At 66.1% G+C, this 21,256-nt stretch carries 20 protein-coding genes; 5 read left to right on the top strand and 15 right to left on the bottom strand.

Annotation, left to right across the window (positions count from 1 at the left end):
* The first annotated feature begins 88 nt into the window (after positions 1–88).
* The 3 genes from FRZ44_RS10090 (at position 89) to FRZ44_RS10080 (ending at position 3,977) form a co-directional block, all read left to right on the top strand.
* Positions 89–1,486 (top strand): aminotransferase, encoded by a 1,398-nt coding sequence (locus FRZ44_RS10090; protein WP_151177062.1) that lies wholly within the window; start codon positions 89–91, stop codon positions 1,484–1,486.
* Positions 1,487–1,559: 73 nt separating this feature from the next.
* Positions 1,560–3,689, top strand: a complete 2,130-nt coding sequence (locus FRZ44_RS10085; RefSeq protein ID WP_151177061.1) for an O-linked N-acetylglucosamine transferase, SPINDLY family protein — start codon at positions 1,560–1,562, stop codon at positions 3,687–3,689.
* Between the two features lie 15 nt (positions 3,690–3,704).
* Positions 3,705–3,977 (top strand): DUF3303 domain-containing protein, encoded by a 273-nt coding sequence (locus FRZ44_RS10080; protein ID WP_151177060.1) that lies wholly within the window; start codon positions 3,705–3,707, stop codon positions 3,975–3,977.
* 23 nt (positions 3,978–4,000) lie between these two features.
* Here the strand turns inward: FRZ44_RS10080 and FRZ44_RS10075 are convergent, their stop codons facing one another.
* The 5 genes from FRZ44_RS10075 to FRZ44_RS10055 all read right to left on the bottom strand — a co-directional run bounded on the left by FRZ44_RS10075 (position 4,001) and on the right by FRZ44_RS10055 (position 10,294).
* Positions 4,001–4,489, bottom strand: a complete 489-nt coding sequence (locus tag FRZ44_RS10075) for a hypothetical protein (protein ID WP_151177059.1) — start codon at positions 4,487–4,489, stop codon at positions 4,001–4,003.
* Between the two features lie 195 nt (positions 4,490–4,684).
* On the bottom strand, positions 4,685–5,164 hold the full coding sequence (locus FRZ44_RS10070) for a GNAT family N-acetyltransferase (protein WP_151177058.1): 480 nt from the start codon (positions 5,162–5,164) through the stop codon (positions 4,685–4,687).
* Positions 5,165–5,199: 35 nt separating this feature from the next.
* Positions 5,200–7,437, bottom strand: a complete 2,238-nt coding sequence (parC, locus tag FRZ44_RS10065; protein ID WP_151177057.1) for a DNA topoisomerase IV subunit A — start codon at positions 7,435–7,437, stop codon at positions 5,200–5,202.
* Positions 7,438–7,716: 279 nt separating this feature from the next.
* On the bottom strand, positions 7,717–8,880 hold the full coding sequence (locus FRZ44_RS10060) for an IS4 family transposase (RefSeq protein WP_151175693.1): 1,164 nt from the start codon (positions 8,878–8,880) through the stop codon (positions 7,717–7,719).
* Positions 8,881–9,040: 160 nt separating this feature from the next.
* Positions 9,041–10,294: an NAD(P)/FAD-dependent oxidoreductase gene (locus FRZ44_RS10055; protein WP_151177056.1), complete on the bottom strand. Its 1,254-nt coding sequence runs from the start codon at positions 10,292–10,294 to the stop codon at positions 9,041–9,043.
* Between the two features lie 163 nt (positions 10,295–10,457).
* Here FRZ44_RS10055 and FRZ44_RS10050 point away from each other — a divergent pair, with 163 nt between their 5' ends.
* Complete coding sequence (locus tag FRZ44_RS10050) at positions 10,458–11,591, top strand: alpha/beta hydrolase (RefSeq protein ID WP_151177055.1); 1,134 nt, start codon at positions 10,458–10,460, stop codon at positions 11,589–11,591.
* Positions 11,592–11,601: 10 nt separating this feature from the next.
* Here the strand turns inward: FRZ44_RS10050 and recO are convergent, their stop codons facing one another.
* From recO to folK, 10 genes are all read right to left on the bottom strand, one after another.
* Positions 11,602–12,339 (bottom strand): DNA repair protein RecO, encoded by a 738-nt coding sequence (gene recO, locus FRZ44_RS10045; RefSeq protein ID WP_151177054.1) that lies wholly within the window; start codon positions 12,337–12,339, stop codon positions 11,602–11,604.
* 291 nt (positions 12,340–12,630) lie between these two features.
* Entirely contained in the window at positions 12,631–13,569 is a 939-nt protein-coding gene (gene era, locus FRZ44_RS10040) for a GTPase Era (protein WP_151177053.1), read from the bottom strand.
* Complete coding sequence (rnc, locus tag FRZ44_RS10035; RefSeq protein WP_225308636.1) at positions 13,566–14,288, bottom strand: ribonuclease III; 723 nt, start codon at positions 14,286–14,288, stop codon at positions 13,566–13,568. Before rnc ends, era begins: the two co-directional genes overlap by 4 nt.
* Entirely contained in the window at positions 14,285–15,013 is a 729-nt protein-coding gene (gene lepB / locus FRZ44_RS10030) for a signal peptidase I (RefSeq protein ID WP_151177051.1), read from the bottom strand. The genes rnc and lepB overlap by 4 nt, the downstream gene beginning before the upstream one ends.
* Before the next feature lie 151 nt (positions 15,014–15,164).
* Entirely contained in the window at positions 15,165–15,572 is a 408-nt protein-coding gene (gene acpS, locus FRZ44_RS10025; RefSeq protein ID WP_151177050.1) for a holo-ACP synthase, read from the bottom strand.
* 25 nt (positions 15,573–15,597) lie between these two features.
* A complete protein-coding gene (locus FRZ44_RS10020; protein WP_151177049.1) occupies positions 15,598–16,365 on the bottom strand; it encodes a pyridoxine 5'-phosphate synthase in 768 nt (255 codons plus the stop codon).
* A gap of 69 nt (positions 16,366–16,434) precedes the next feature.
* On the bottom strand, positions 16,435–16,923 hold the full coding sequence (locus tag FRZ44_RS10015; protein ID WP_151177048.1) for a hypothetical protein: 489 nt from the start codon (positions 16,921–16,923) through the stop codon (positions 16,435–16,437).
* Positions 16,924–17,043: 120 nt separating this feature from the next.
* Positions 17,044–19,197, bottom strand: coding sequence for a RelA/SpoT family protein (locus FRZ44_RS10010; RefSeq protein ID WP_151177047.1), 2,154 nt, complete (start codon positions 19,195–19,197; stop codon positions 17,044–17,046).
* A 135-nt stretch (positions 19,198–19,332) separates the two neighbouring features.
* The gene (rpoZ, locus tag FRZ44_RS10005; protein WP_151177046.1) at positions 19,333–19,755 is read right to left on the bottom strand and encodes a DNA-directed RNA polymerase subunit omega; all 423 of its coding nucleotides are present in this window, start codon (positions 19,753–19,755) and stop codon (positions 19,333–19,335) included.
* A gap of 202 nt (positions 19,756–19,957) precedes the next feature.
* Positions 19,958–20,476 (bottom strand): 2-amino-4-hydroxy-6-hydroxymethyldihydropteridine diphosphokinase, encoded by a 519-nt coding sequence (gene folK / locus FRZ44_RS10000; RefSeq protein ID WP_151177045.1) that lies wholly within the window; start codon positions 20,474–20,476, stop codon positions 19,958–19,960.
* A 176-nt stretch (positions 20,477–20,652) separates the two neighbouring features.
* Here folK and FRZ44_RS09995 point away from each other — a divergent pair, with 176 nt between their 5' ends.
* Entirely contained in the window at positions 20,653–21,249 is a 597-nt protein-coding gene (locus tag FRZ44_RS09995) for a LabA-like NYN domain-containing protein (RefSeq protein ID WP_151177044.1), read from the top strand.
* The last annotated feature ends 7 nt before the right edge of the window (positions 21,250–21,256 follow it).

Here is a 21,256-nt window from a genome sequence, read left to right as displayed (position 1 = left end):
GAGCGTAGCGAGCGGGAGGGGCGCGGCCGCACCCCTCCCCCTACCCCCTCCCGCAAGGGGAGGGGGCGTGATTTTTTGGGAGATACCCATGAAGAACATGAAATATGACAGCAAGGCGCTCTGGCAGATGGATAAGGATCACTACATCCATCCCTGGACCGACTTTTCCACCTTCAAGGAGACCGGCTCGGACGTCATCGCCGAGGGCGACGGCATCTATGTGTTCGATGCCGACGGCAAGCGCTATATCGACGGCATCGGCGGGCTCTGGTGCGTCAATATCGGCTATGGCCGCGAGGAGATGGCGCAGGCGTTGGCCGAGCAGGCGCGGCGCATCTGCTACTACTCGACCTTCACCCATCTGACGACGCCGCCCGCGGCCGAGCTGGCGGCGAAGCTGGCGCAGCTGGCGCCGGGGCCGCTCAATCACGTCTTCTACACGACCGGCGGCTCGGAATCGAACGACAGCGCGGCGCGCCTCGTCGCCTTCTACTTCAACCGCCTCGGCAAGAAGTCGAAGAAGAAGATCATCGCGCGCGTCGACGGCTATCACGGCTCGACCCTGCTGACCGCGACCATCACCGGCGTGGGGTTCGACAAGATCGGCTTCGATACCATCGACGACATGGTCCATCACATTTCCTGCCCCAATCCCTATCGCCGGCCGGACGGCATGACGGTCGCGGAATATGGCGACCAGGTCATCGCCGAGCTGGAGAACAAGATCCTCGAGCTGGGGCCGGAGAACGTGGCGATGTTCTTCGCCGAGCCGATCATGGGGGCCGGCGGCGTGATCGTGCCGCCGCCCGGCTATCACAAGCGCGCCAAGGCGGTCTGCGAGAAGCACGAGGTCATGTACATCTCCGACGAGGTGGTGACGGCCTTCGGCCGCCTCGGCCATTTCTTCGCCTCGAAGGATCATTTCGACCTGCAGCCGGACATCATCACCTCGGCCAAGGGCATCACCTCCGGCTACCAGCCGCTGGGCGCCATCCTGCTGTCGGACGAGATGTATGACGTGATCAGCGTGCCCCAGGCAAAGGGCGCGATGCTCACCAACGGCTTCACCTATTCCGGCCACCCGATCGCCTGCGCGGCGGGGCTGAAGAACATCGAGATCATGGAGCGCGAGGATATCTGCGGCCATGTTCGCGAGGTCGGACCCTATTTCCAGAAGCGGCTCGAGAGCCTCTACGACCTGCCGATCGTCGGCGACGTCCGGGGCAGCCATTTCATGCTCTGCGTCGAATTCGTCGCGGACCAGAAGACCAAGGCGCTGCTGCCGCCCGAGGCCGCGATCGGCAACCGCATCTCCCGGCTGGCCCAGGAGCGCGGCGCCATCATCCGGCCGATCGGGCATCTGAACGTGATGTCGCCGCCGCTGACCATGACCAAGGCCCAGGTCGACGATCTGGTGGAGATCATCCGCCAGTCGGCGGTGCTCGCCATGGACGAGCTCAAGCGCGAGAAGCTCTGGAACGGCTGAAGCGGGGAAGAATCGGGAGCGAGGCCGGTCGGATTAACCCGTCCCTAGGACGACCGGCCTATCCTGCCCGCCCATGGGGGACGAACCGACCGGCAACGACCTGGCCCGGGCGCTCGACCGGCTGAATGCCGGCCGGCCCGAGGAGACCGTGGCCATCTGCCGGGCCCTGGCGACGGCCCAGCCGCAGAACATCGAGGCCTGGCATCTCATGGGCGTCGGGCTGGCGGCGCTGCGCCAGCCGATCCAGGCGCTGGTCGCCCTGCGGGAGGCCGACCGGCTCAAGCCGGATCAGCTCGAGGTCCAGCGCAATCTGGGTGCCATCCTGGCCCAGGCCGAGCGCTTCGAGGAGGCGGTCCCCTATCTCGAAAAGGCGCATCTTGCCGACCCGGACCATGCCGGCACCCTGCTGAACCTGGCGCGCGCCTTGCGCCAGAGCGGGGATACGGCCACCGCCATTGCCCGGCTCGAGGCCTACCTCGCCCGCCATGACGGCCCCGCCGAAGCCTGCTACGAGCTGGCGCTCTCCCGCGAAATCCGGCGCGACACCCGCCGCGCCATCGAGGCGCTGGAGCGATTGCTCCGGATCGATCCCGCCAACGACGCCGGCGAGCGGATGCTGGCAAGATTGCATTTCAACCAGCAGGACTTCGCCGCCGCGGCCGAAGCCTGGCGCCGGATCATCGCGCGCCATCCGAAGGACGCCAAAGCCTACCGGCAGCTCGCCGAGATCCTGGCGATCGAGGATCAGGACGAGGCCGCGGACGCGACCTATGCCCGTGCGCTGAGCCTGGAACCCGACTGGGGTACCGAGATCCGGCGCGCGACCCTGATGCCGTCGATCATGGAGAGCGGCGCCGCGATCGCCCGGTATCGCGCCCGCTACAGCGAACGACTGAGCGCTCTCGCCGAGCGCCATCCGCGCCTCGCCGACCCCGAGCGCGAGGTCGCGACCTGCGTCGGCTTCTACCTGGCCTATCACGGCCTCGACGATCTCGAGCTGCAGCGCCGTATGGCCGCGCTCTATCTCTCGGCCTGTCCCGCGCTCGACAGCCGGGCGACGCATATCGACGGCTGGAAGCCGCGCTCGCGCCTCCGGCTCGGCGTGGTCTCGAACCATCTCAACAACCACACGGTCGGCATCGTCTCGCTGGGGCTGCTGGAGCAGCTCGACCGCGAGCGGTTCGAAGTGGTGCTGCTCCGGCCGCCCGCGCCCGACAGCGCCTTCCACACCGCCTTCGGGGTGCTGGCCGACAAGGACCTGCCCCTGCCCGCGGACCTCGCCGGCGCGCGCGCCGCGATCGCGGCCCAGGCCTGCGACATCCTCTATTATCCCGACATCGGCATGTCGGCCCTCACCTACTTCCTTTTGTTTTCGCGCCTCGCGCCGGTGCAATGCGTCGGGTGGGGCCATCCCGACACGACCGGGATCCCCAACGCCGATTACTGGATGTCCTCCGCCGTCTGGGAACCGCCCGGCGCGCAGGCGCAGTACAGCGAGAAGCTGGCCCAGCTCGCGGCGCCCCCGATCCACTACCGGCCGATGACCCGCAACGCGCCGCCGCGCAGCCGGAAGGATCTGGGCCTGCCCGAGGACGACCGGCTCTATCTCTGCGCCATGAGCCTGTTCAAGCTCCACCCCGCCTACGATCCGCTGCTGCGCGCGATCCTGCGGCGTGACCCGACCGCCCGCCTGCTGCTCGCCACGGGCCATAATGCCGCCTGGGACGAGCCGCTGCGGCGGCGCATCGCCGGCGGCGACGAAGACCTGATCAAGCGCATGATCTTCCTGCCGCGCTACAGCCTGCCGGATTTCACCGCGCTGGCCACGGTCGTGGATTGCCTGCTCGATCCGATCTATTTCGGCGGCGGCCGCACCAGCCTCGACCTGTTCCATACCGGCGCGCCGATCGTGACCTGGCCGGGGCCCTTCATGCGCAGCCGCATCACCAGCGGTTTCTACCGCCGGATGGGCATTGACGATCTGGTCGCCAAGGACACAAGCGACTATGTGGAGAAGGCGTTGCGGGTGGCGCAGGATGGCGATTACCGGCGCGCGATCGGCAGCCGGATCCGCGAAGCCTCGGGCGCGCTCTATGAGACGAAGGCGGCGGTCCGCGAGGTCGAGAATTTCTTCGCGGCCGCCGTCGCCGCCGCCGCGGCGGGCAGCGGCCCCGTCGACTGGAACCCGTCATCGCCGCCATAACGAAGGAGAGGCCGGATGCTCTTCATGGTGATCGAGAAGTTCCGCGACCAGAACGTGAAGGCGGTCTATCGCCATTTCCGCGACAAGGGCCGGATGATGCCGGAGGGCCTGACCTTCGTGGGGAGCTGGGTGACGGCCGATGTCGGGCGCTGCTTCCAGCTCATGGAATGCGACGACGTCACGCTCTTGCAGCGCTGGGTCGCGGAGTGGTCGGCCGTCGTGGAGTTCGAGATCGTGCCGGTGGTACCGGGCAAGGACACGGCGGCGGCCCTCGCGGGGCAGCTCTAGGCCCTAGGGCGCGCTGACTGCATCTAGTTCTGCTGGCTCTCCCGATCCGCCTTCATCTGCTTCAGCAGCGTCAGCAGATCGCCGCCCTCGGGATAGCGGAAATTCACGAAATGCCAGTGGCCATCCTGGTACGCAAGTTCCGGAACGACGCTGGGTTGTTCCGACCGTTTGCCGGACGTCACCGCATAGACATCGACCAGGTAGTCCGCGCCCTCCTGCCTGACAGATCCGACTTCATAGCGATTCGCGGGATCCTGGGAATCCAGGAAAGGATCGAAATCCAACCCGACGATATCGCCTCCCTCGGGCTGTGTTTGCTCTTGCGCTTTCGCTTGCGCAGCCAAATCGTCCTTCAGCGCCTTGATGAGCTCGCCATCAAAATCGGCACTCATCTTGTCGACGGCGAGCCGCCAAGGCGGGCTCGGCTGTCCCGCGAGAGCCTTCGGAACATAGATTTCGTAGAATTTCTGTACGAACTCGCGGCCTGATGCCGCGAGGTCGCTCGCCCGCACCGGAGAAACCTGCAGCGCGAGAAGCAGCAGAGAGCAGATGACCGCCCCGCCCCGTATCATCTGCCGTCTTCTTGGTGCCATCCCGGCCTCCCATACCCCTTCGCATGAATGATTTCCGGTGAGGCAGTCGCGTCAGATCATCCACAACGCCGGGGCGCTGTGCAAGAAGACAGCGGCGGCGCTGGCGAGACAGTTTTAAGAGAGTTCATCGCCTTCCAGCAGAAGCCGCATCCCGTGATGCTGCGCCTCGAACCCGAGGGATTCATAGAAGCGCCGCGCATCGGCACGCGAGTGGTGGACAAAGAGCTCGACCACCTCGCAGTTCTTCTGCCGCGCCTGGTCGACCGCCCAGTCGAGCAACCGGTGACCGATCTTGCGGTTGCGGTAGCGTTTGTCGACCCGGACATCCTCGATCAGCATCCGTGCCGCGCCCTGATGGCTGAGGCCGATCATGAAATTGAGCTGCATGCAGCCGATGACGGCCTTGCTGTTGTCCTGGACGACCACGAGCGCGGTATTCGGATCGCGGCGCAGCTTGTCGAAGGCCTCCCAATAGCGCTCGGCCAAGGGTTCGTCCGGATCCTCGCGGTCACGCCCGAGCGGATCGTCGGCCAGCAGCCGCACGATCGCGGGCACGTCGTCGCGGAGAGCCCGGCGGATGGTGATGTCGTCCATGCGGCCCCGCGCCTCGCTTGCGCTTGTCGCACGCCCTAGAACTTGTTCGAGCGCGGAAAGCCCTGCGGCGGCAGACGGCCCGCCTGGGCGCGCTGGCCGAGCCAATCCTTGAGGCCGGTCTCGGTGCGCGAGCGGTCGCCGGAGCGCCAGCTCAGGCCTTCCTTGAGCCGGAAGCTCTTCACGTCGGAGAGCCCGCCATCCTTGTATTTCTGCAGGATCACGCCGCGGCCGCGCGTCATCTCGGGCAGCTCGCTCAAGGGGAACAACAGCAGCTTGCGGTTGGTCCCGACCACGGCGACATGGTCGTGGCCCTCTTCAACGAAGGCGTAGGCCGTCGCCTCCTCGCCCTCGGTCAGGTTCAGCACCTGCTTGCCGGCGCGGGTCTGCGCGATCACCTCGTCCTCGGGCACGACGAAGCCGCGGCCCGCGGTCGAGGCGACGATCAGCTTGCGGCCCGGCTTGTAGACGAACATGCCGACCGGGTCCTGCTCGCCCAGATCGATCATCAGCTTGAGCGGCTCGCCATAGCCGCGGCCGCCCGGCAGCTTGTCGATGCCGATGGTGTAGAAGCGCCCGTTGGTGCCGAACACGATCAGCTTGTCGGTGGTCTCGGCCTGGAGATGGAAGCGCGGCCGGTCGCCTTCCTTGAACTTGATCTCGTCGTCGGCCGCAACATGGCCCTTGAGCGCGCGCACCCAGCCCTTGGCCGAGCTGACCACGGTCACCGCCTCGCGCTCGACCATCGCCTCCATCGGGATCTCGACATCGGCCGGCACGGTGCCGAGGTCGGTGCGGCGCTTGCCCAAGGGCGTCTTCGGGCCGAAGCGCTTCTTCATCTCGGCGATCTCGGCGCCGACGCGCTCCCACTGCCGGTCCTCGTCCTTGAGCAGGCCCTTGAGCGTCTTGCGCTCGGCCGTCAGATCGTCGTTCTCCTTGCGGATCTCGATCTCTTCCAGCTTGCGCAACGCCTTCAATTTCATGTTGAGGATGGCGTCGGCCTGGACCTCGGTCAGCTCCCATTTCTTGATCATCTTCGCCTTGGGATCGTCCTCCCGGCGGATGATGCGGATGACCTCGTCGATATTGAGATAGGCGATCAGCAGGCCGCCCAGCACCTCCAGGCGGCGCTCGATGTCGGCCAGGCGGAAGCGGCTGCGGCGCAGCAGCACCTCGCGCCGGTGATCGAGATAGGCGCGCAGCACCTCCGCCAGCGACATGACGCGCGGCGTCTGGTCGGCGCCCAGCACGTTCATGTTGAGGGGGAAGCGGATCTCAAGGTCGGTCTGGCGGAATAGCTGCTCCATCAGATGGTCCGGATCGACATTGCGGCTCTTGGGCTCGAGCACGATGCGCACGTCGGTCGTGGATTCGTCATGCACGTCGTCGAGGAGCGGCAGCTTCTTCTGCTGCAGCAGGTCGGCGATCTTCTCGATCAGGCGCGATTTCGGCACCTGATAGGGAATCTCGGTGATGACGGCTTGCCAGGTGCCGCCCTTGAGCTCTTCCTTGATCCATTTGGCCCGGACGCGGAAGGAGCCGCGGCCGGTCTTGTAGGCCTCGAGGATCGCTTCCGGATCCTCGACCAGGATGCCGCCGGTCGGGAAGTCGGGGCCCTTGATATGCTTGACCAGCGTCGCGATCGACGCGTTCGGCGCCTTGATCAGATGCAGCGCGGCGTCGCAGATCTCGCCGATATTGTGCGGCGGGATCGAGGTCGCCATGCCGACGGCGATGCCCTGCGCGCCGTTGGCGAGCAGGTTCGGGAAGGTGCCCGGCAGCACCAGCGGCTCGGAGCCCTCGCCGTCATAGGTCGGGCGGAAATCGACCGCGTCCTCGTTGATGCCCTCGAGCATCAGCGCCGCGACCTCGGTCAGCCGCGCCTCGGTGTAGCGCATGGCGGCCGGGTTATCGCCGTCGATATTGCCGAAATTGCCCTGGCCGTCGACCATCGGATAACGCTGCGCGAAATCCTGCGCGAGGCGCACCATGGCGTCGTAGATCGAGGAATCGCCATGGGGATGGAACTTGCCCATGACGTCGCCGACCACGCGGGCCGATTTCTTGAAGCCGGAACCGGGATCGAGATGGAGCTGGCGCATCGCATAGAGCAGCCGGCGATGCACCGGCTTGAGGCCGTCGCGCACGTCGGGCAGCGAGCGCGCCATGATGGTCGAGAGCGCATAGGAGAGGTAGCGCGTGCTCAGCGCATCGGCGAGCGAAACGATATTGATGTCGCCGCTGGGCGGCGGAGGGGCGGCTTTGGTCTTGGCCATCTCAGACTCTGGCTGGGGAATCGCGAGTTATAGTAGACGGAGGGGGTGTCCGGTCAATGGATTGGGTGTCGCGGTGGTGCAGCCGCCCCCTCGCTTCGTGAACAAAGCAATCGCCGCTTCGCTTTCTTCACCTCCCCCTTGAGGGGGAGGCTGGGGTGGGGGGTAAGCCACAGACTCGCTGTGAGCGCGTATTTGCACGATGGAAGGCTCTTCCAACGTCGCGTTCTTCGATCCCCCCACCCTGACCTCCCCCTCAAGGGCAGGGCTGTCCGGGGAAACTCATGCATAACAGAACGCCATCTGATTGGCTGGGACTTTGGGAGATGGCTTGCTTGGATTGACGGGCGGCGGGCGATCGATACGGTGGAAGGTTTTCCTGGTAAAGAGCGACTGGCCGACGAGTTCGGCCAGTCGCAGCAGGGGGATTTTCACGCTGTGGAGGCGCGCGCCGATGCGCAGGAGCAGATAGGCGATCATGGCGGCGAGGACCTGCAGCCGGATGGCATTTTCGTTGTTGCCAAGGAACTTGCGAATATCGAGATGCTGCTTGATCCAGCGGAACAGCAGCTCGATCTGCCACCGGGTCTTGTAGAGGGTGGCGATTTCCACGGCCGAGCGGGTCATATCGTTGGTGATGAGGGTGATGACGCCGCCTTTCTCGCGCCGGACCCGGATCCGACGCAGCCGGATCGCCAGCTTGGAATCGCCCTTACTGACGAGGCGGACCTCGGCGTCGTCGATGATCCTGAAGCCGTCGCCGACAATCTTCCGGAGCTTGCGCCGCTTGGTGGCGCGCAAGCGCATGTTGGACTTCGCGCGCGTGACGAAGACCGCCTCGGCGGCGTCGATCTGGCACCACCAACTGTAGCGACAATAGCCTTTGTCGAAGACATAGGTGGCTCCGGCCTCGATCGGCACGCGCCGGCCCACCTCGATGTCGTTGATGGTGGCCGGCGTGACCTCGACCGAGCAGGGGCGATCGGCCTTGGGATCGTAGACGACATGCATCTTCATGCCGCGGATCCGGCCGTTCCAGTCCGCCCAGGCGCAGACCTTGCCCAGCGGAATCGGCGAGGCGTCGATCAAACGCAGCATCTCGTTCCCTTCCTGGCGAGCCAGCCGATCCACCTCCTGGGAAAGCGTGCCAAACAGCCCCGCAAACACACTCACTGGACGGCGCGCATTGGCATCCGACAAGGTCGAACGAACCAGCTTCCCGACCCCCAGATGGTAGTGATGCTGGGAGTTGGCGTTGAAACCCGCCTCCACCCCCCGCAGGCTCTTGGCGTGGCTGAGCTGGGCGTAGATCAGCGCCACCAGATGATCCCAGCTCTTGAAGGATTTGTCGTAGGCATCGCCGTCGTGGCGCTCCACCAGCGTGCGGAATTGACGCCGATCGATGGGTTTCAGCAGGCTCACGAAGATGCTACCCATGTACTGCATGCCCGGTTCCCTTTCTGAGTCTCGACAACCAGAAAGTACCCGGAAAACCTCCGGAAAACCGGGCATGCGCCCGCGACCTATCGACTCATTCCCCGGACAGCCCTGCCCTCAAGGGGGGAGGGGATCAAAGCGGGCGTGAGGCGAGGTTTTGTTTTGCGTCTCACCAGCGCCGGTCGACGCGGTAGGGGGTCATGTCGAGCCCCGAGGCGCGGCCCGCGACCAGATCCGCGATCAGCCGCCCGGTGATCGCGCCATAGGTCAGGCCGAGATGGCCATGGCCATAGGCGAAGAAGCAGTTGGCATGGTCGCCGCCGCTGATGACCGGCACGGAGTCGGGCACCGAGGGCCGGAAGCCCATCCATTCGGTCTTGCCCTGCTCCTGGAGCCCCGGAAACACGGTGCGCCCGCGCTCGAGCAGCACCCGGGCGCGGTCGTAATTGGGCGGCAGATCGAGCCCGCCCAGCTCGACCGTGCCGGCGAAGCGCAAGCCATGCTCGAGCGGCGTCGCGACGAAGCCGTAATCGGCGATATGGATCGGCCGGCGCGGCGTGACCGCCGGGTTCGGCAGCATGACGTGATAGCCGCGCTCGGTGTCGAGCGGCACCCTGTGGCCCAGCATCTGGGTCAGGCGCTTCGACCAGGCACCGGCCGCCAGCACCACCGCGTCGATCGCGTGCTTGCCGGCGGCGGTCGCGATGTGGGTCGGGCCTTGCGGCCCCATCTCGAAGCCGCGCACTTCCTCCTGCAGGATCCGGCCGCCGTTCCGGACGAAATGCTGCGCCAGCTCCTGCACCAGTCGGAAATTGTTCACCGTCTGCGCATGCTCGGGATAGAGCACGCCATGCTTGAAGTCGGGCGCCAGCGTCGGCTCCATCTGGCGCAGCTCATGCTGGCCGAGGATCTCCATCTTCACGCCGCGGCGACGCGACAATTCCAGTTCATGCTGGGCGCTGGCGAAGCTCTTGTCGCTGCGATAGATGCTGAGCCAGCCCTCCTCGCGCAGCATGTCGAGCAAGCCCGCCTCGCGCATCAGCGTCTTGAAGGCGGGCACCGATTGCTGCGACAGCGCCCAGAGCGCGACCGAGGCGTTCTCGACCCGGGCCGGCGCGCTCGCGGCCACGAACTTCAGCAGCCAGGGCGCCAGCTTCGGCAGATAGCTCCAGCGGATCGCCAGCGGCCCCAGCGGGTCCAGCAGCATGCCCGGCACGCGCCAGAGGATACCCGGCATGGCGACCGGCTCGCAGGAGGCGCCGGCGATGATGGCGGCGTTGCCCTTGGAGGTCCCCTCGCCCGGCGGCCCCCGGTCGATCACGGTGACGCGATGCCCGTCGCGCTGCAGATAGAGCGCGGTGCAGATTCCGACAATGCCGGCGCCGATGACGCCGACATGGCGGGGTTTGGCGATACCGTTCATGGATGACTGTCCCCGATTTCACCTATCGGGTAGAGGAAGCGGGCCGGCGAATCAAGCCCATGGGTGACGCACAAGGCAGGTTTGGCACGAGCCCCCGAGCTTGCGACAATGCGGGCTTCCGGCGCCCCCGTCCCTGACCTCGCCCGCGAAGGCCCGCGCGACCATGAATTCATTCACCGTCCGCATCGCCCGACCGCTTCCGCTCTTGCTGGCCCTGACCCTCGCCGCCTGCCTCTCGGCGCAGGACCAGGAGGCCGTCCGCGTGCTCGAGGACATCGCCGCCGGGCCCGGCCCCAGCGCACTCAAGCAGATGACGCCGGCGCCGGAACGCAGCACGGTCAGGTTTCTCGTGGAATCCCGTCTGACTGTCGCCGATCTCTATCGACCGGCGGCGCCGGTCGGCGCGCCGCTGGTGCTGGTTCCGGGCCTGAGCCCCGACGGCAAGGACGACGCGAGGCTGGTGGCGCTCGCGGAGAGCCTGGCGCGGGCCCGTTTTCTCGTGCTGGTGCCCGACCTCGACGCGGCGCGCAAGCTCCAGATCAGCCTCGATGATGCGCGCCAGATCGGCGATGCCGCGACCCATCTCGCGGAGATGACGGCGCCCGACGGATTCAATGGCGTCGGCATCGCCGCTGTCTCCTATGCCGTGGGACCCGCCATGATTGCGGCGCTCGAGCCAGAGGTCGAGCCGCATGTGAGCTTCGTCCTCGGGCTCGGCGGCTATTACGACACGACGGAGATGCTCACCTATCTGACCACGGGCAGTTATCGCCTGCCCGGAACAGGTCGCTGGCGCCAGCACCAGGTCGAGCCTGGCGGCATGTGGGTGTTCGTGCTCAGCAATCTCGATCGCATCGAAAGCGCAGCGGACCGCCAACGCCTGCACGAAATGGCGGAGCGCCGCCTTCGCGACCCGGACGCACCGATCGAAGATCTTGCCGCCAGGCTGGGGGCAGAGGGAGGCTCGATCTATGCGCTCCTCGCCAATCGCGATCCGGACCGGGTGCCGTCCCTGATCGCAGGCCTGCCCACCGCCATGCGCGCCGATCTCGACGCGCTCTCGTTGCGCAAAAGGAACCTCACGCCCCTGGCGGGGCGCGTCATTCTGATCCATGGCGAGGAGGACAGCGTCATTCCCTTCACCGAAAGCGAGGAACTGGCGAACGCCATCGGCAAGGTCGAGCTGTTCCTGGTGCCGGGCTTCTCGCATGTCGACAGCCGGGCCGTCGGTCCAGAGGGGCAGCGGGCCCTGATCGCGGCGATGCGCGCCCTGCTCGATCGCCGCCGATCGGAATAGGTCCGCCGCGTCAGCTCCGCCGCCTCGAGAGTCGTTCGACAAACCGCTCGCGCGCCGGCGGCAAGCCACCCCGGCCGCCCACGGCTACCAGCGCGTGGCGCTCCAGGAAATAGCCGGTGAGAGCGAGCCCCTGCATCAGCTCCTCGCTCTGCGCCGTCCGGGCGGGGTCAGCCACAAAAGGCGGCAGCGGCAGCAGGCGGTCGCGCCAGGGCTGGGCCGCCTCGGTCGCGACCGCGCGACCGCTCTTGGGCGACACGAAGGTCAGGCCCTCGGTCACGCCGGTGACGGCGCAGGAGGTGAGATCGAGGCCGTATCCCAGATCTCCCAGCAGGGTCAGCTCCCAGCGCACATAGGAGGAGGTCCAGCCGGGGCTGCCGCCCTCCAGCTCCTCGATGAAGGCGACGAGCCCGTCGAACACGCTCGGATGCGGCTCGCGCTCCGGCAGGGCGGCCTCGGTGACCGAGAGCGCGGAAGAGAGACCCGCCAGGCGATCGGGATCGTCGAGCAGCCGCGCCGCCGGGCAGTCCAGCAGCTCGCAGGTGAGATGGCCCAGATGCTCCGCGAGGCGCGCACGCCAGACCGCCTGCACGCGATTGCCGGGCTGATAGCGCCCGCCGGCCGACCGGCTCATCGCGCCCTTCACCAGCCCCGCATGACGCCCCTGCCCGCGCGTCAGCAGCGATACGACCGCGCTGCCCTCCCCCAGAGCCCGCGTCGCCAGCAGAATGCCTTCCTCTTGCCATTCCATCGGGGGTGTCCGGAACACAAACGTCTGTGCATTCGGGGCGGCGCGTTGGAAGAGAAACCACGCCCCCTCCCCTTGCGGGAGGGGGTAGGGGGAGGGGCTTGCCTCAAGCACAGGCGCCGCTGCGCGAATGCTAGTACCCATCTTCGCCGTTAAGAAGTCGAACTGTTCCGACGAACTTGAATTGTGGGCGCCTCACTTGCACAGATCGAGAAGGCCCCTCCCCCTACCCCCCTCCCGCAAGGGGAGGGGGCGTGGAATCTTTTTTTAAATCTCTCGCTTCATAAACGCGCGTCACGCGTCCCAGTCGAGGCCGAGGTCTCTAAAGCGTTCGCGTTCCTCGCTCCAGCCCTGGCGGACCTTGACCGCGAGGAAGAGGTGGACCTTGCGCTCCAGCATCGCCTCGAGCTCGGCCTGCGCGGCTTCGCGCACGGCCTTGGCGCGGGCGCCGCCCTTGCCGATCACGATCGCCTTCTGGCCGTCGCGCTCGACCAGGATCATCTGCTGGATCTTGACGCTGCCGTCCTGGAAATCCTCCCAGCTCTCGGTCTCGACGGTGAGGGCATAGGGCAGCTCCTGATGCAGCTGCCGGAAGAGATGCTCGCGCGTCACCTCGGCCGCGAGCAGGCGCAGGGGCACGTCGGTGGTCTGGTCCTCGGGATAGAGCCAGGGACCGGAAGGCAGGCGCGAGATCAGGACCTTCATCAGATCCTCCACGCCGTCGCCGGTCTCGGCCGAGATCATGAAGATGTCGCTGAAGCAGCCGGTCGCATCCATTTCGGCGGCGAGCGCCAGGAGCCGCTCGCGCTGCTTGACCAGATCGACCTTGTTGAGGGCGAGGATGATCTGGCGGTCGGCGCGCTTCAGGTCGGCGATGATCCGCGTCGTCTCCTCGTCGGGCTGCTTGTGGCTGGTGTCGATCAGCAGCACGACGAGATCGGCATCGCCCGCCCCCTGCCAGGCGGCGGCGACCATGGCGCGGTCGAGCCGGCGGCGCGGCGCGAAGATGCCGGGCGTGTCGACGAAGAGGATTTGCGCATTGTCGCGCATGGCAATGCCCAGCACGCGGCTGCGGGTGGTCTGCACCTTGGGCGACACGATCGAGACCTTGGCGCCGACCAGCCGGTTCACCAGCGTCGATTTGCCGGCATTGGGCGCGCCGATCACGGCGACGAAGCCGCATCGCGTCGCCGCCGGCTTGTCACTCTTCTTGGCGCTTTTCTTGGTGCTCATGGCTTGAAGCCGTCGGGATCGAGGCGGGCGAGGATCGCCGCGGCCGCGGCCTGTTCCGCCGCCCGTTTCGACTTGCCCGATCCGGTCGCCTTGCCATGGCCCTCGACCCGGACCTCGACGGCGAAGCGCGGCTCATGCGCGGGGCCCGCGGTCGAGACCAGCGCATAGACCGGCAGCGCCAGCCCCTGCCCTTGCGCCCATTCCTGGAGCGCCGTCTTGGCGTCCTGGGGCGGGATGATCTCCTCGGCGACGAGCGGACGCCAGGCCGGCTCGACGAAGCGGCGCGCCGCCTCGAGACCGCCATCGAGATAGAGCGCCGCGATCACGGCCTCGCCAGCATCGGCCAGCAAGGCCGGATTGTCCCGCCCGCCCGAGCCCGCCTCGCTCGCGGCCAGGCGCAGATGACGGCCGAGGCCGATGGCGCCCGAGATCCGCGCGATGCTCTCGCGGCGCACCAGCTCGGCGAAGCGTCGCGCGAGCGCACCTTCATCTTCCTGCGGAAAGGTTCGATAGAGCATTTCAGCCACGATCAGGCCCAGCACCCGGTCGCCCAGGAATTCGAGCCGTTCATAGGTGCCGAGGCCGCGCCCGCCCCTCAAGCCGGCCAGGCTCGGATGGGTCAGGGCCGCCAGCAGCAGCGACTTGTCATCGAAAACGTGGCCGAGGCTGGTTTCGAGCTCGGCGACATCGGACCCGCTGATGTCGGGTCCCCCGCTCACCGCACCGCCTGGAACAGGCGATCGTAGCGGATCGCGCCGAACCATTTCCAAGGCTCCAGCCAGCCGGCGGTGCCGTCGGTCGAGAAGAACAGGAACTCGGCGCGGCCGATCAGATTCTCGGCGGGCACGAAGCCGACATCGCTCATGACACGGCTGTCCTGCGAATTGTCGCGGTTGTCGCCCATCGCGAAGTAGTGCCCGGGCGGAACCAGATAGGGGGCGGTGTTGTCGAGGAACTCGTGGTCGCTCGTCTCCAGGATCGGATGCTTCACGCCATTGGGAAGCGTCTCGATATAGCGCGTGTAGACGCGGCCGTCGTCGTCGGTATAGGTGCCGACTTCCTCGCGGGTCACGGGCGTTCCGTTGATCTGGAGGATGCCGCCCACGACCTGGATGGTATCGCCCGGCAGGCCGACGATCCGCTTGATATAGTCGGTCTGGTTGTCGGTCGGCTTCTTGAACACGGCGACGTCGCCACGCTGCGGCTCCCCGCCCAGGATGCGCCCGCTGAAGATATTGGGGCTGAAGGGCAGCGAGAAGCGGCTATAGCCGTAGGAAAATTTCGAGACGAAGAGGTAGTCGCCGATCAACAGCGTCGGCTTCATCGAGCCCGAGGGGATATTGAACGGCTCGTAAGCGAAGGTCCGGATCACCACGGCGATCAATACCGCATAGACGACCGTCCTGATGGTCTCGCCGAAGCCACCCGAATTCTTTCGCGCCATCGCCCTCTACGCCGACTCAGATTGTGCGCCCCGCCGAGCCGGAGCCGCGCGGATCAAGCCAGTTAGCGGCACCTCATGTCAAGCGCACTTCCGGCCGCAGAGCGCCGGTCGAACCCGGCGGGAACCCGGCAATTCTAACGGGAATTCAAGATTATCGGGGTCCTGCCGGCAACGCCGAGATGATCACGATGGCCTGGGCCTGCGGATCGTCGTCGGTGATGGTCAGGTCGATCTGGGCGACCATGCCTTCCGGCGTGATCTTCGCCAGCCGCGCCGCCGCGCCGCCCGTGAGCTTCATGGTGGGCTTGCCCGACGGCAGGTTGACCACCCCCAGATCCCGCCAGAACACCCCCTGGCTGAAACCGGTGCCGAGCGCCTTGGCGCAGGCCTCCTTGGCCGCGAACCGCTTGGCATAGCTCGCCGCCCGGTTGGCCCGCCGGTCGGACTTGGCCCGCTCGATATCGGTATAGACCCGCTCGATGAAGCGCTCGCCGAACCGCTCCAGTGTCCGCTCGATGCGCCGGATGTCGATGATGTCGGAGCCGATACCGAGGATCATCGCGAGCGATCCTTGCAGGAAGGGGTCATGGCCGGCCCGCGCTCCGCCGCGTACCGCCGGCCTCCGCGCGGGCCTGATCCATGAGCTTGCGCATGCCGCGGATGGCCGTCTCCAGGCCGACGAAAATCGCCTCGCCCACCAGGAAGTGACCGATATTGAGCTCGGCCAGGGTGGCGATCGCGGCGATCGGCCCGACGGTGTCATAGGTCAGGCCATGACCGGCATGGCATTCGAGCCCCACGCGCTCGGCATGCGCCGCGGCCGCCACGATGCGGGCGAGCTCATGATCGCGCGCCGCGCCTTCGGCATGACAATAGGCGCCGGTATGGAGCTCGACCACCGCCGCGCCGATCGCCTTGGCCGCGTCGAGCTGAGCCGGGTCTGCCTCGACGAACATCGAGACGCGGATGCCCGCCGCCACCAGCTCACGGACGAAGGGCTCGAGCTGGGCACGACCGCGAGCCACGTCGAGGCCGCCTTCGGTGGTCCGCTCCTCCCGCTTCTCCGGAACAATGCAGGCGGCATGAGGACGATGCTGCAGCGCGATCGCCAGCATCTCGCGGGTCGCGGCCATCTCGAGGTTGAGCGGCAGCTCGATCTCGCGCGCAAGCCGCTTGATGTCGATGTCGGAGATATGGCGCCGATCCTCGCGCAGATGGGCGGTGATGCCGTCGGCGCCCGCCTGCGCCGCGAGGCGCGCCGCACGGACGGGATCGGGATGCAGGCCACCCCGCGCGTTGCGGATGGTGGCGACGTGGTCGATGTTCACGCCGAGGCGCAAGGGATGCTCCATAGGGTCTCCTTCAAGTCCTTGGCGCCAGAATACTGCACCCCCTGACCGGCGACCAGAACGGCTCCTTGTCTAGCTGGGAGTGCTCGACCACCGGCGCAACTGCGAATATTCCTTCGGCTGCACGATCCGGACCGTCGGCTCGTCGGTGGAAACCACGTCGATCACGTGGTTTAAGGTGAAAATTCCCCAATGCTTGAACGGCCCCGGATAGTCCTGCGTCGCCACAGTGGCGGCCGAGACGAACTCCAGGTAATGGGACTTGGCGTAGAGACCGAAGTGCCGCCCATTGAACTCCTCAGATCGGCTTTGGCCACAGTAAGACTCGTTGCGGATCGAACAGGCGATGGTGCTTGGCCATATAACCTCGAAACAACGGCAATCCGCCGTGTGCTCGATGCTCCTCGGAGCGAAATCGATTCCCCCGATGACGAGAGGCGTCACCTTATCGGTGAGTTCGGCCTCGGTAATCAGCAATCTCAGGCGATGATCGCCGCCTTCAATGGCGAATTCGAGATAAAGATCCTCGCACCCATCAATGTCGCCGATGGTCGCTTGCATCCTCGTTCCTCTTCAGTCGCGCAGACCCTCCATTTGGAGCGGGGCCTGAGCGGCCCACAGCGTGACTTGCCTAGCGAAGACGGCGGAATGGGCGGCATTCTGAATGCGACTGGCGTTCGACTATCCTCGCGCCCGCTCGACCGAGGACACCGTCGGAGTCGCGCGCAAGGCCGCGATGATGTTGGTCAGGTGGCGCACATCCTTGACCTCGACGTCGATCATCATCTCGAAGAAATCGAGCGACCGGCGCGTGATCTTGAGGTTCGAGATGTTGCCCTCGCTCTTGCCGATCACCGAGGAGATGTTGCCGAGGCTGCCGGGCTCGTTGTTGAGCACCACATGCAGCCGGCCGACATGGACTTCGGGATCGCCCGAACCGTTGTCCCAGCCGACATCGAGCCAGCGTTCCGGCGCGTCGGCGAAGGCCTCCAGGCTCTCGCAGTCGATGGTGTGGATGGTGACGCCCTTGCCGGTGGTGACGATTCCGACGATGCGGTCGCCCGGCAGCGGGTGGCAACAGCCGGCGAAATGCAGCGCCATGCCCGGGATCAGCCCCACGATGGGGATCGCCGGCCCCTTGGCCTTCTTGGTCGCCTTCGCCTTGCCGCCGGACGTCATCGGCCCGATCTTCGGCGTCTTCGGTGCGGCCTTGGTGCCGGGATAGACGGCGTGGAGCACCTCGCGCCCGCTCTGCAGGCCGGCGCCCACCGCCGCCATCAGGTCGTCGCCGCTCTCGAATTTGAGTTTCTTGAGGACGCCGTCGATGCCCTTCGCGGTGAACTCGAAGCCCTCCTGGCGGAATTCCTTCTCCAGGATGGCCTTGCCGAGCTCGATATATTGGGTGCGCTGCTGGGTGCGGACATAGCGCCGGATTCGCGCCCTGGCGCGGCCGGTGACGACGAAACGCTCCCAGGTCGGCGACGGCGTCTGCGCCCGTGAGGTGACGATCTCGACCTGGTCGCCGTTGGTGAGCACGCTCGAGAGCGGCACGATGCGCCCATTGACCTTGGCGCCGACGCAGGTATCGCCGATCTGGGAATGGACCGCATAGGCGAAATCGACCGGCGTGGCGCCGCGCGGCAGCGCGATCAGATCGCCCTTGGGCGTGAAGCAGAACACCTGGTCTTGGAACATCTCGAGCTTGGTGTGCTCGAGGAACTCCTCGGGCCCCGCGGCATGCTCCAGGATGTCGAGCAGCTCGCGCAGCCAGCGATATTGCTTGCCGTCGATGCGCTCGCCGTTCTGCTTGTATTTCCAATGTGCCGCGACGCCGAGATCGGCGACCTCGTGCATGTCGCGGGTGCGGATCTGGATCTCGATGCGCTGGCGCTCGGGACCAATCACGCCGCTGTGCAGCGAGCGGTAATTGTTGGGCTTGGGCGTCGAGATGTAGTCCTTGAAGCGGCCCGGCACCATCGCGTAGCGGCTGTGGAGGATGCCCAGCGCCTGGTAGCACTGGCCGACATCGGCGACGACGATGCGGAAGGCCATGATGTCGGAGAGCTGCTCGAAGCCGATATTCTTGCGCTGCATCTTGCGCCAGATCGAGTAGGGCGACTTCTCGCGGCCCGAGATCTGGGCCTCCACCCCGCCCTCGGCCAGGTCGGCCTTGAGCTTGTCGATGATGCGCGTGACCACCACCCCGCCCTGCTCGCGCAGGAACGAGAGACGCTGCTTGATCGACTTGCAGGCCTCGGGGTTGATCTCGGCGAAGGCGAGGTTCTCGAGCTCGTCCTTCATCCGCTGCATGCCGATGCGCTCGGCCAGGGGCGCGTAGATGTCCAGCGTCTCGAGCGCGATGCGCTTGCGCTTGTCGGGATCCTTGATGAAATGCAGCGTCTGCATGTTGTGCAGCCGGTCGGCCAGCTTGACCAGCAGCACGCGGATGTCGTCCGACATGGCCAGCACCAGCTTGCGGAAGTTCTCCGCATGTTTGGTGCTGTCGGACTGCAGCTCGAGGCGCGAGAGCTTGGTGACTCCGTCCACCAGCCGCGCGATCTCCTTGCCGAAGAGCTGCTCGATCTGCTCGAGCGTCGCTTCGGTATCCTCGACGGTATCGTGCAGCAGCGCGGTCGCGATCGACGCGCCGTCGAGCTTCATGCGGGTGAGGATTTCGGCAACGCCGAGCGGGTGCGAAAAATAAGGATCGCCCGAGGCCCGCGACTGCGAGCCATGCGCCTTCATCGAAAAAACATAGGCGCGGTTGAGGGTTTCCTCATCCGCGCCTGGATCGTAGCCCTTGACCAACTCGACGAGCTCGAACTGGCGGATCATGACCGCCACCCCGAGCCCATCGGACTCATGACATGGGAAATCGCGTGGAGCTTCGGCGCCCCAGCACCGAAGGCCCGCGTCCGGACGACAATCGTCGCGTCGCGGCGCGGGTCGGGTTCGATGCCGCCTGCGACCTTACTCCGGACGCCCACCCTGGTCTGTGCCCTCTTGGCCATCCTCGTTCGGGACATCGAGGTCGCCCGCATCGTCGGCGTCGTCCTCGAGGTCGCCCTCGTCCTGCCCATCGCCCTCGGGCAATGTTTCCATGATGTCGTTAAGGAGTTCCGTGCCCTCGCCGAAGCTGCCTTCGTCCTCGGTCGGCTCATCCACCTCGGCGACCTTCTGCAGGCCCTTGATGAGGCTCTGGTTGAGCGCCTCGAGGTCGATGGTCGTGTCGGCGATCTCGCGCAGCGAGACGACCGGATTCTTGTCGTTGTCGCGATCGACGGTGAGCGCGGAGCCCGCCGAGATGTCGCGCGCACGTTGCGCCGCGAGCATCACCAGATCGAAACGGTTGGGAACCTTAAGGACGCAATCTTCTACGGTAACGCGCGCCATGCGTCGCCCTCCAGCTAGACGGTCAAGGGATTGGTTGAGGTGAATATAGGAAGCCGATTTCAGAAACGCAAGGATTCCAAAGCCTTTACGACGCAATTTGGAGACGACGGAGGGAGCCGCCCGGAAGCCCTCGGCAGCCCTCGCCAAGGCCAGCCAAGTCCTTGATCGGCGGGCGCCAAACCGGCGCCCCGCCCCTGCCCTTTCAGGCCTCGATCCGCCGGATCTTCTGGCCCGCGGGCAATCGCGCGATCAATTGCCGCACAGTTTCTTGGGAAACCGGGTGGCGCCAGTCGGGAGCGACCTCGGCCAGCGGCAGCAGCACGAAGGCCCGGTCGGCCAGACGCGGATGCGGCAGCAGAGGCGGCTCGGGCCCCTCCCGCCGGCGGTCGCCATAGGCCAGCAGATCGAGGTCGAGCAGGCGAGCCTCGTTCCGGGCGCCCCGGATCCGCCCGAACTCGGCCTCGACCCCGTGGAGCAGTCTCAACAGCGCAACAGGCTCCAGGGCCGTGGCGACGGCGGCCACGCCATTCACATACCAGGGCTGGTCCGAGGCCGGCACCGGTTCAGATTCCCACCAGGAGGAGCGCCGGAGGATCCGCACGCCCTTGGCGGCGATCGCCGCCAGGGCGGCCTCCAGCGTGGCGCGGGGCGCCCCGAAACGCGGGCTCGGAAGATTGGCACCAAGTGCGATGAGAATCGTTTCATTGCCAGAGGCGGTCATGGGGAAAAGTCCCGAAACGCGCTCGATGAGAAGGTAAAAGCTGAAAACATCGTCTTGCCTGCAGTGCTCGACAGACCCAAATAAGCAAGGTAACGAGTACGGCTAAACTTGATATCACATCGTTGCCACAGATAGATCGAGCCTGTTTTAAATCCAACACATCAGGGATAAAGAGAATGGTCAGTAAGTTTTTCTATCCCCAAGAGAAGGTCGCGATTTTCATCGACGGCGCCAATACCTACGCGGCCGCCAAAAGCCTTGGATTCGACATCGATTACAAGCGCCTGCTGGAGCTTTTTCAGGCCGGGTGCCATCTGGTTCGTGCGTTCTATTACACCGCCCTGACGGAGAACGAGGAGTATTCGCCGATCCGCCCGCTGGTCGATTGGCTGGATTACAACGGCTACACGATGGTGACGAAGCCGACCAAGGAGTTCGTCGACGCCACCGGCCAGCGCAAGCGCAAGGGGAACATGGATGTCGAGCTCGCCATCGACATGCTCGAGATGGCGGAGCATATCGACCATGCCCTGCTGTTCTCCGGCGACGGCGATTTCCGCCGCCTGGTCGAAGCGGTCCAGCGCCGGGGCGTCCGGGCGACCGTGGTCTCGACGGTCCGGTCCCAGCCGCCGATGATCGCCGATGAGCTGCGCCGCCAGGCCGACCGTTTCATCGACCTGACCGATCTCGCCGACCGCATCCAGCGCCAGCATCCCCAGCATTCGGTGCGCGGTCCCGCGGACGAAGCCGGCCGGCTGGTGCAGCCCGCCTGAGTTCGTG

This window comes from Hypericibacter terrae, assembly GCF_008728855.1.
In the GTDB taxonomy this organism is placed as follows: domain Bacteria; phylum Pseudomonadota; class Alphaproteobacteria; order Dongiales; family Dongiaceae; genus Hypericibacter; species Hypericibacter terrae.
The sequence above is the reverse complement of the archived record's forward strand: the minus strand, read 5'-3'. Positions and strand labels throughout refer to the sequence as shown.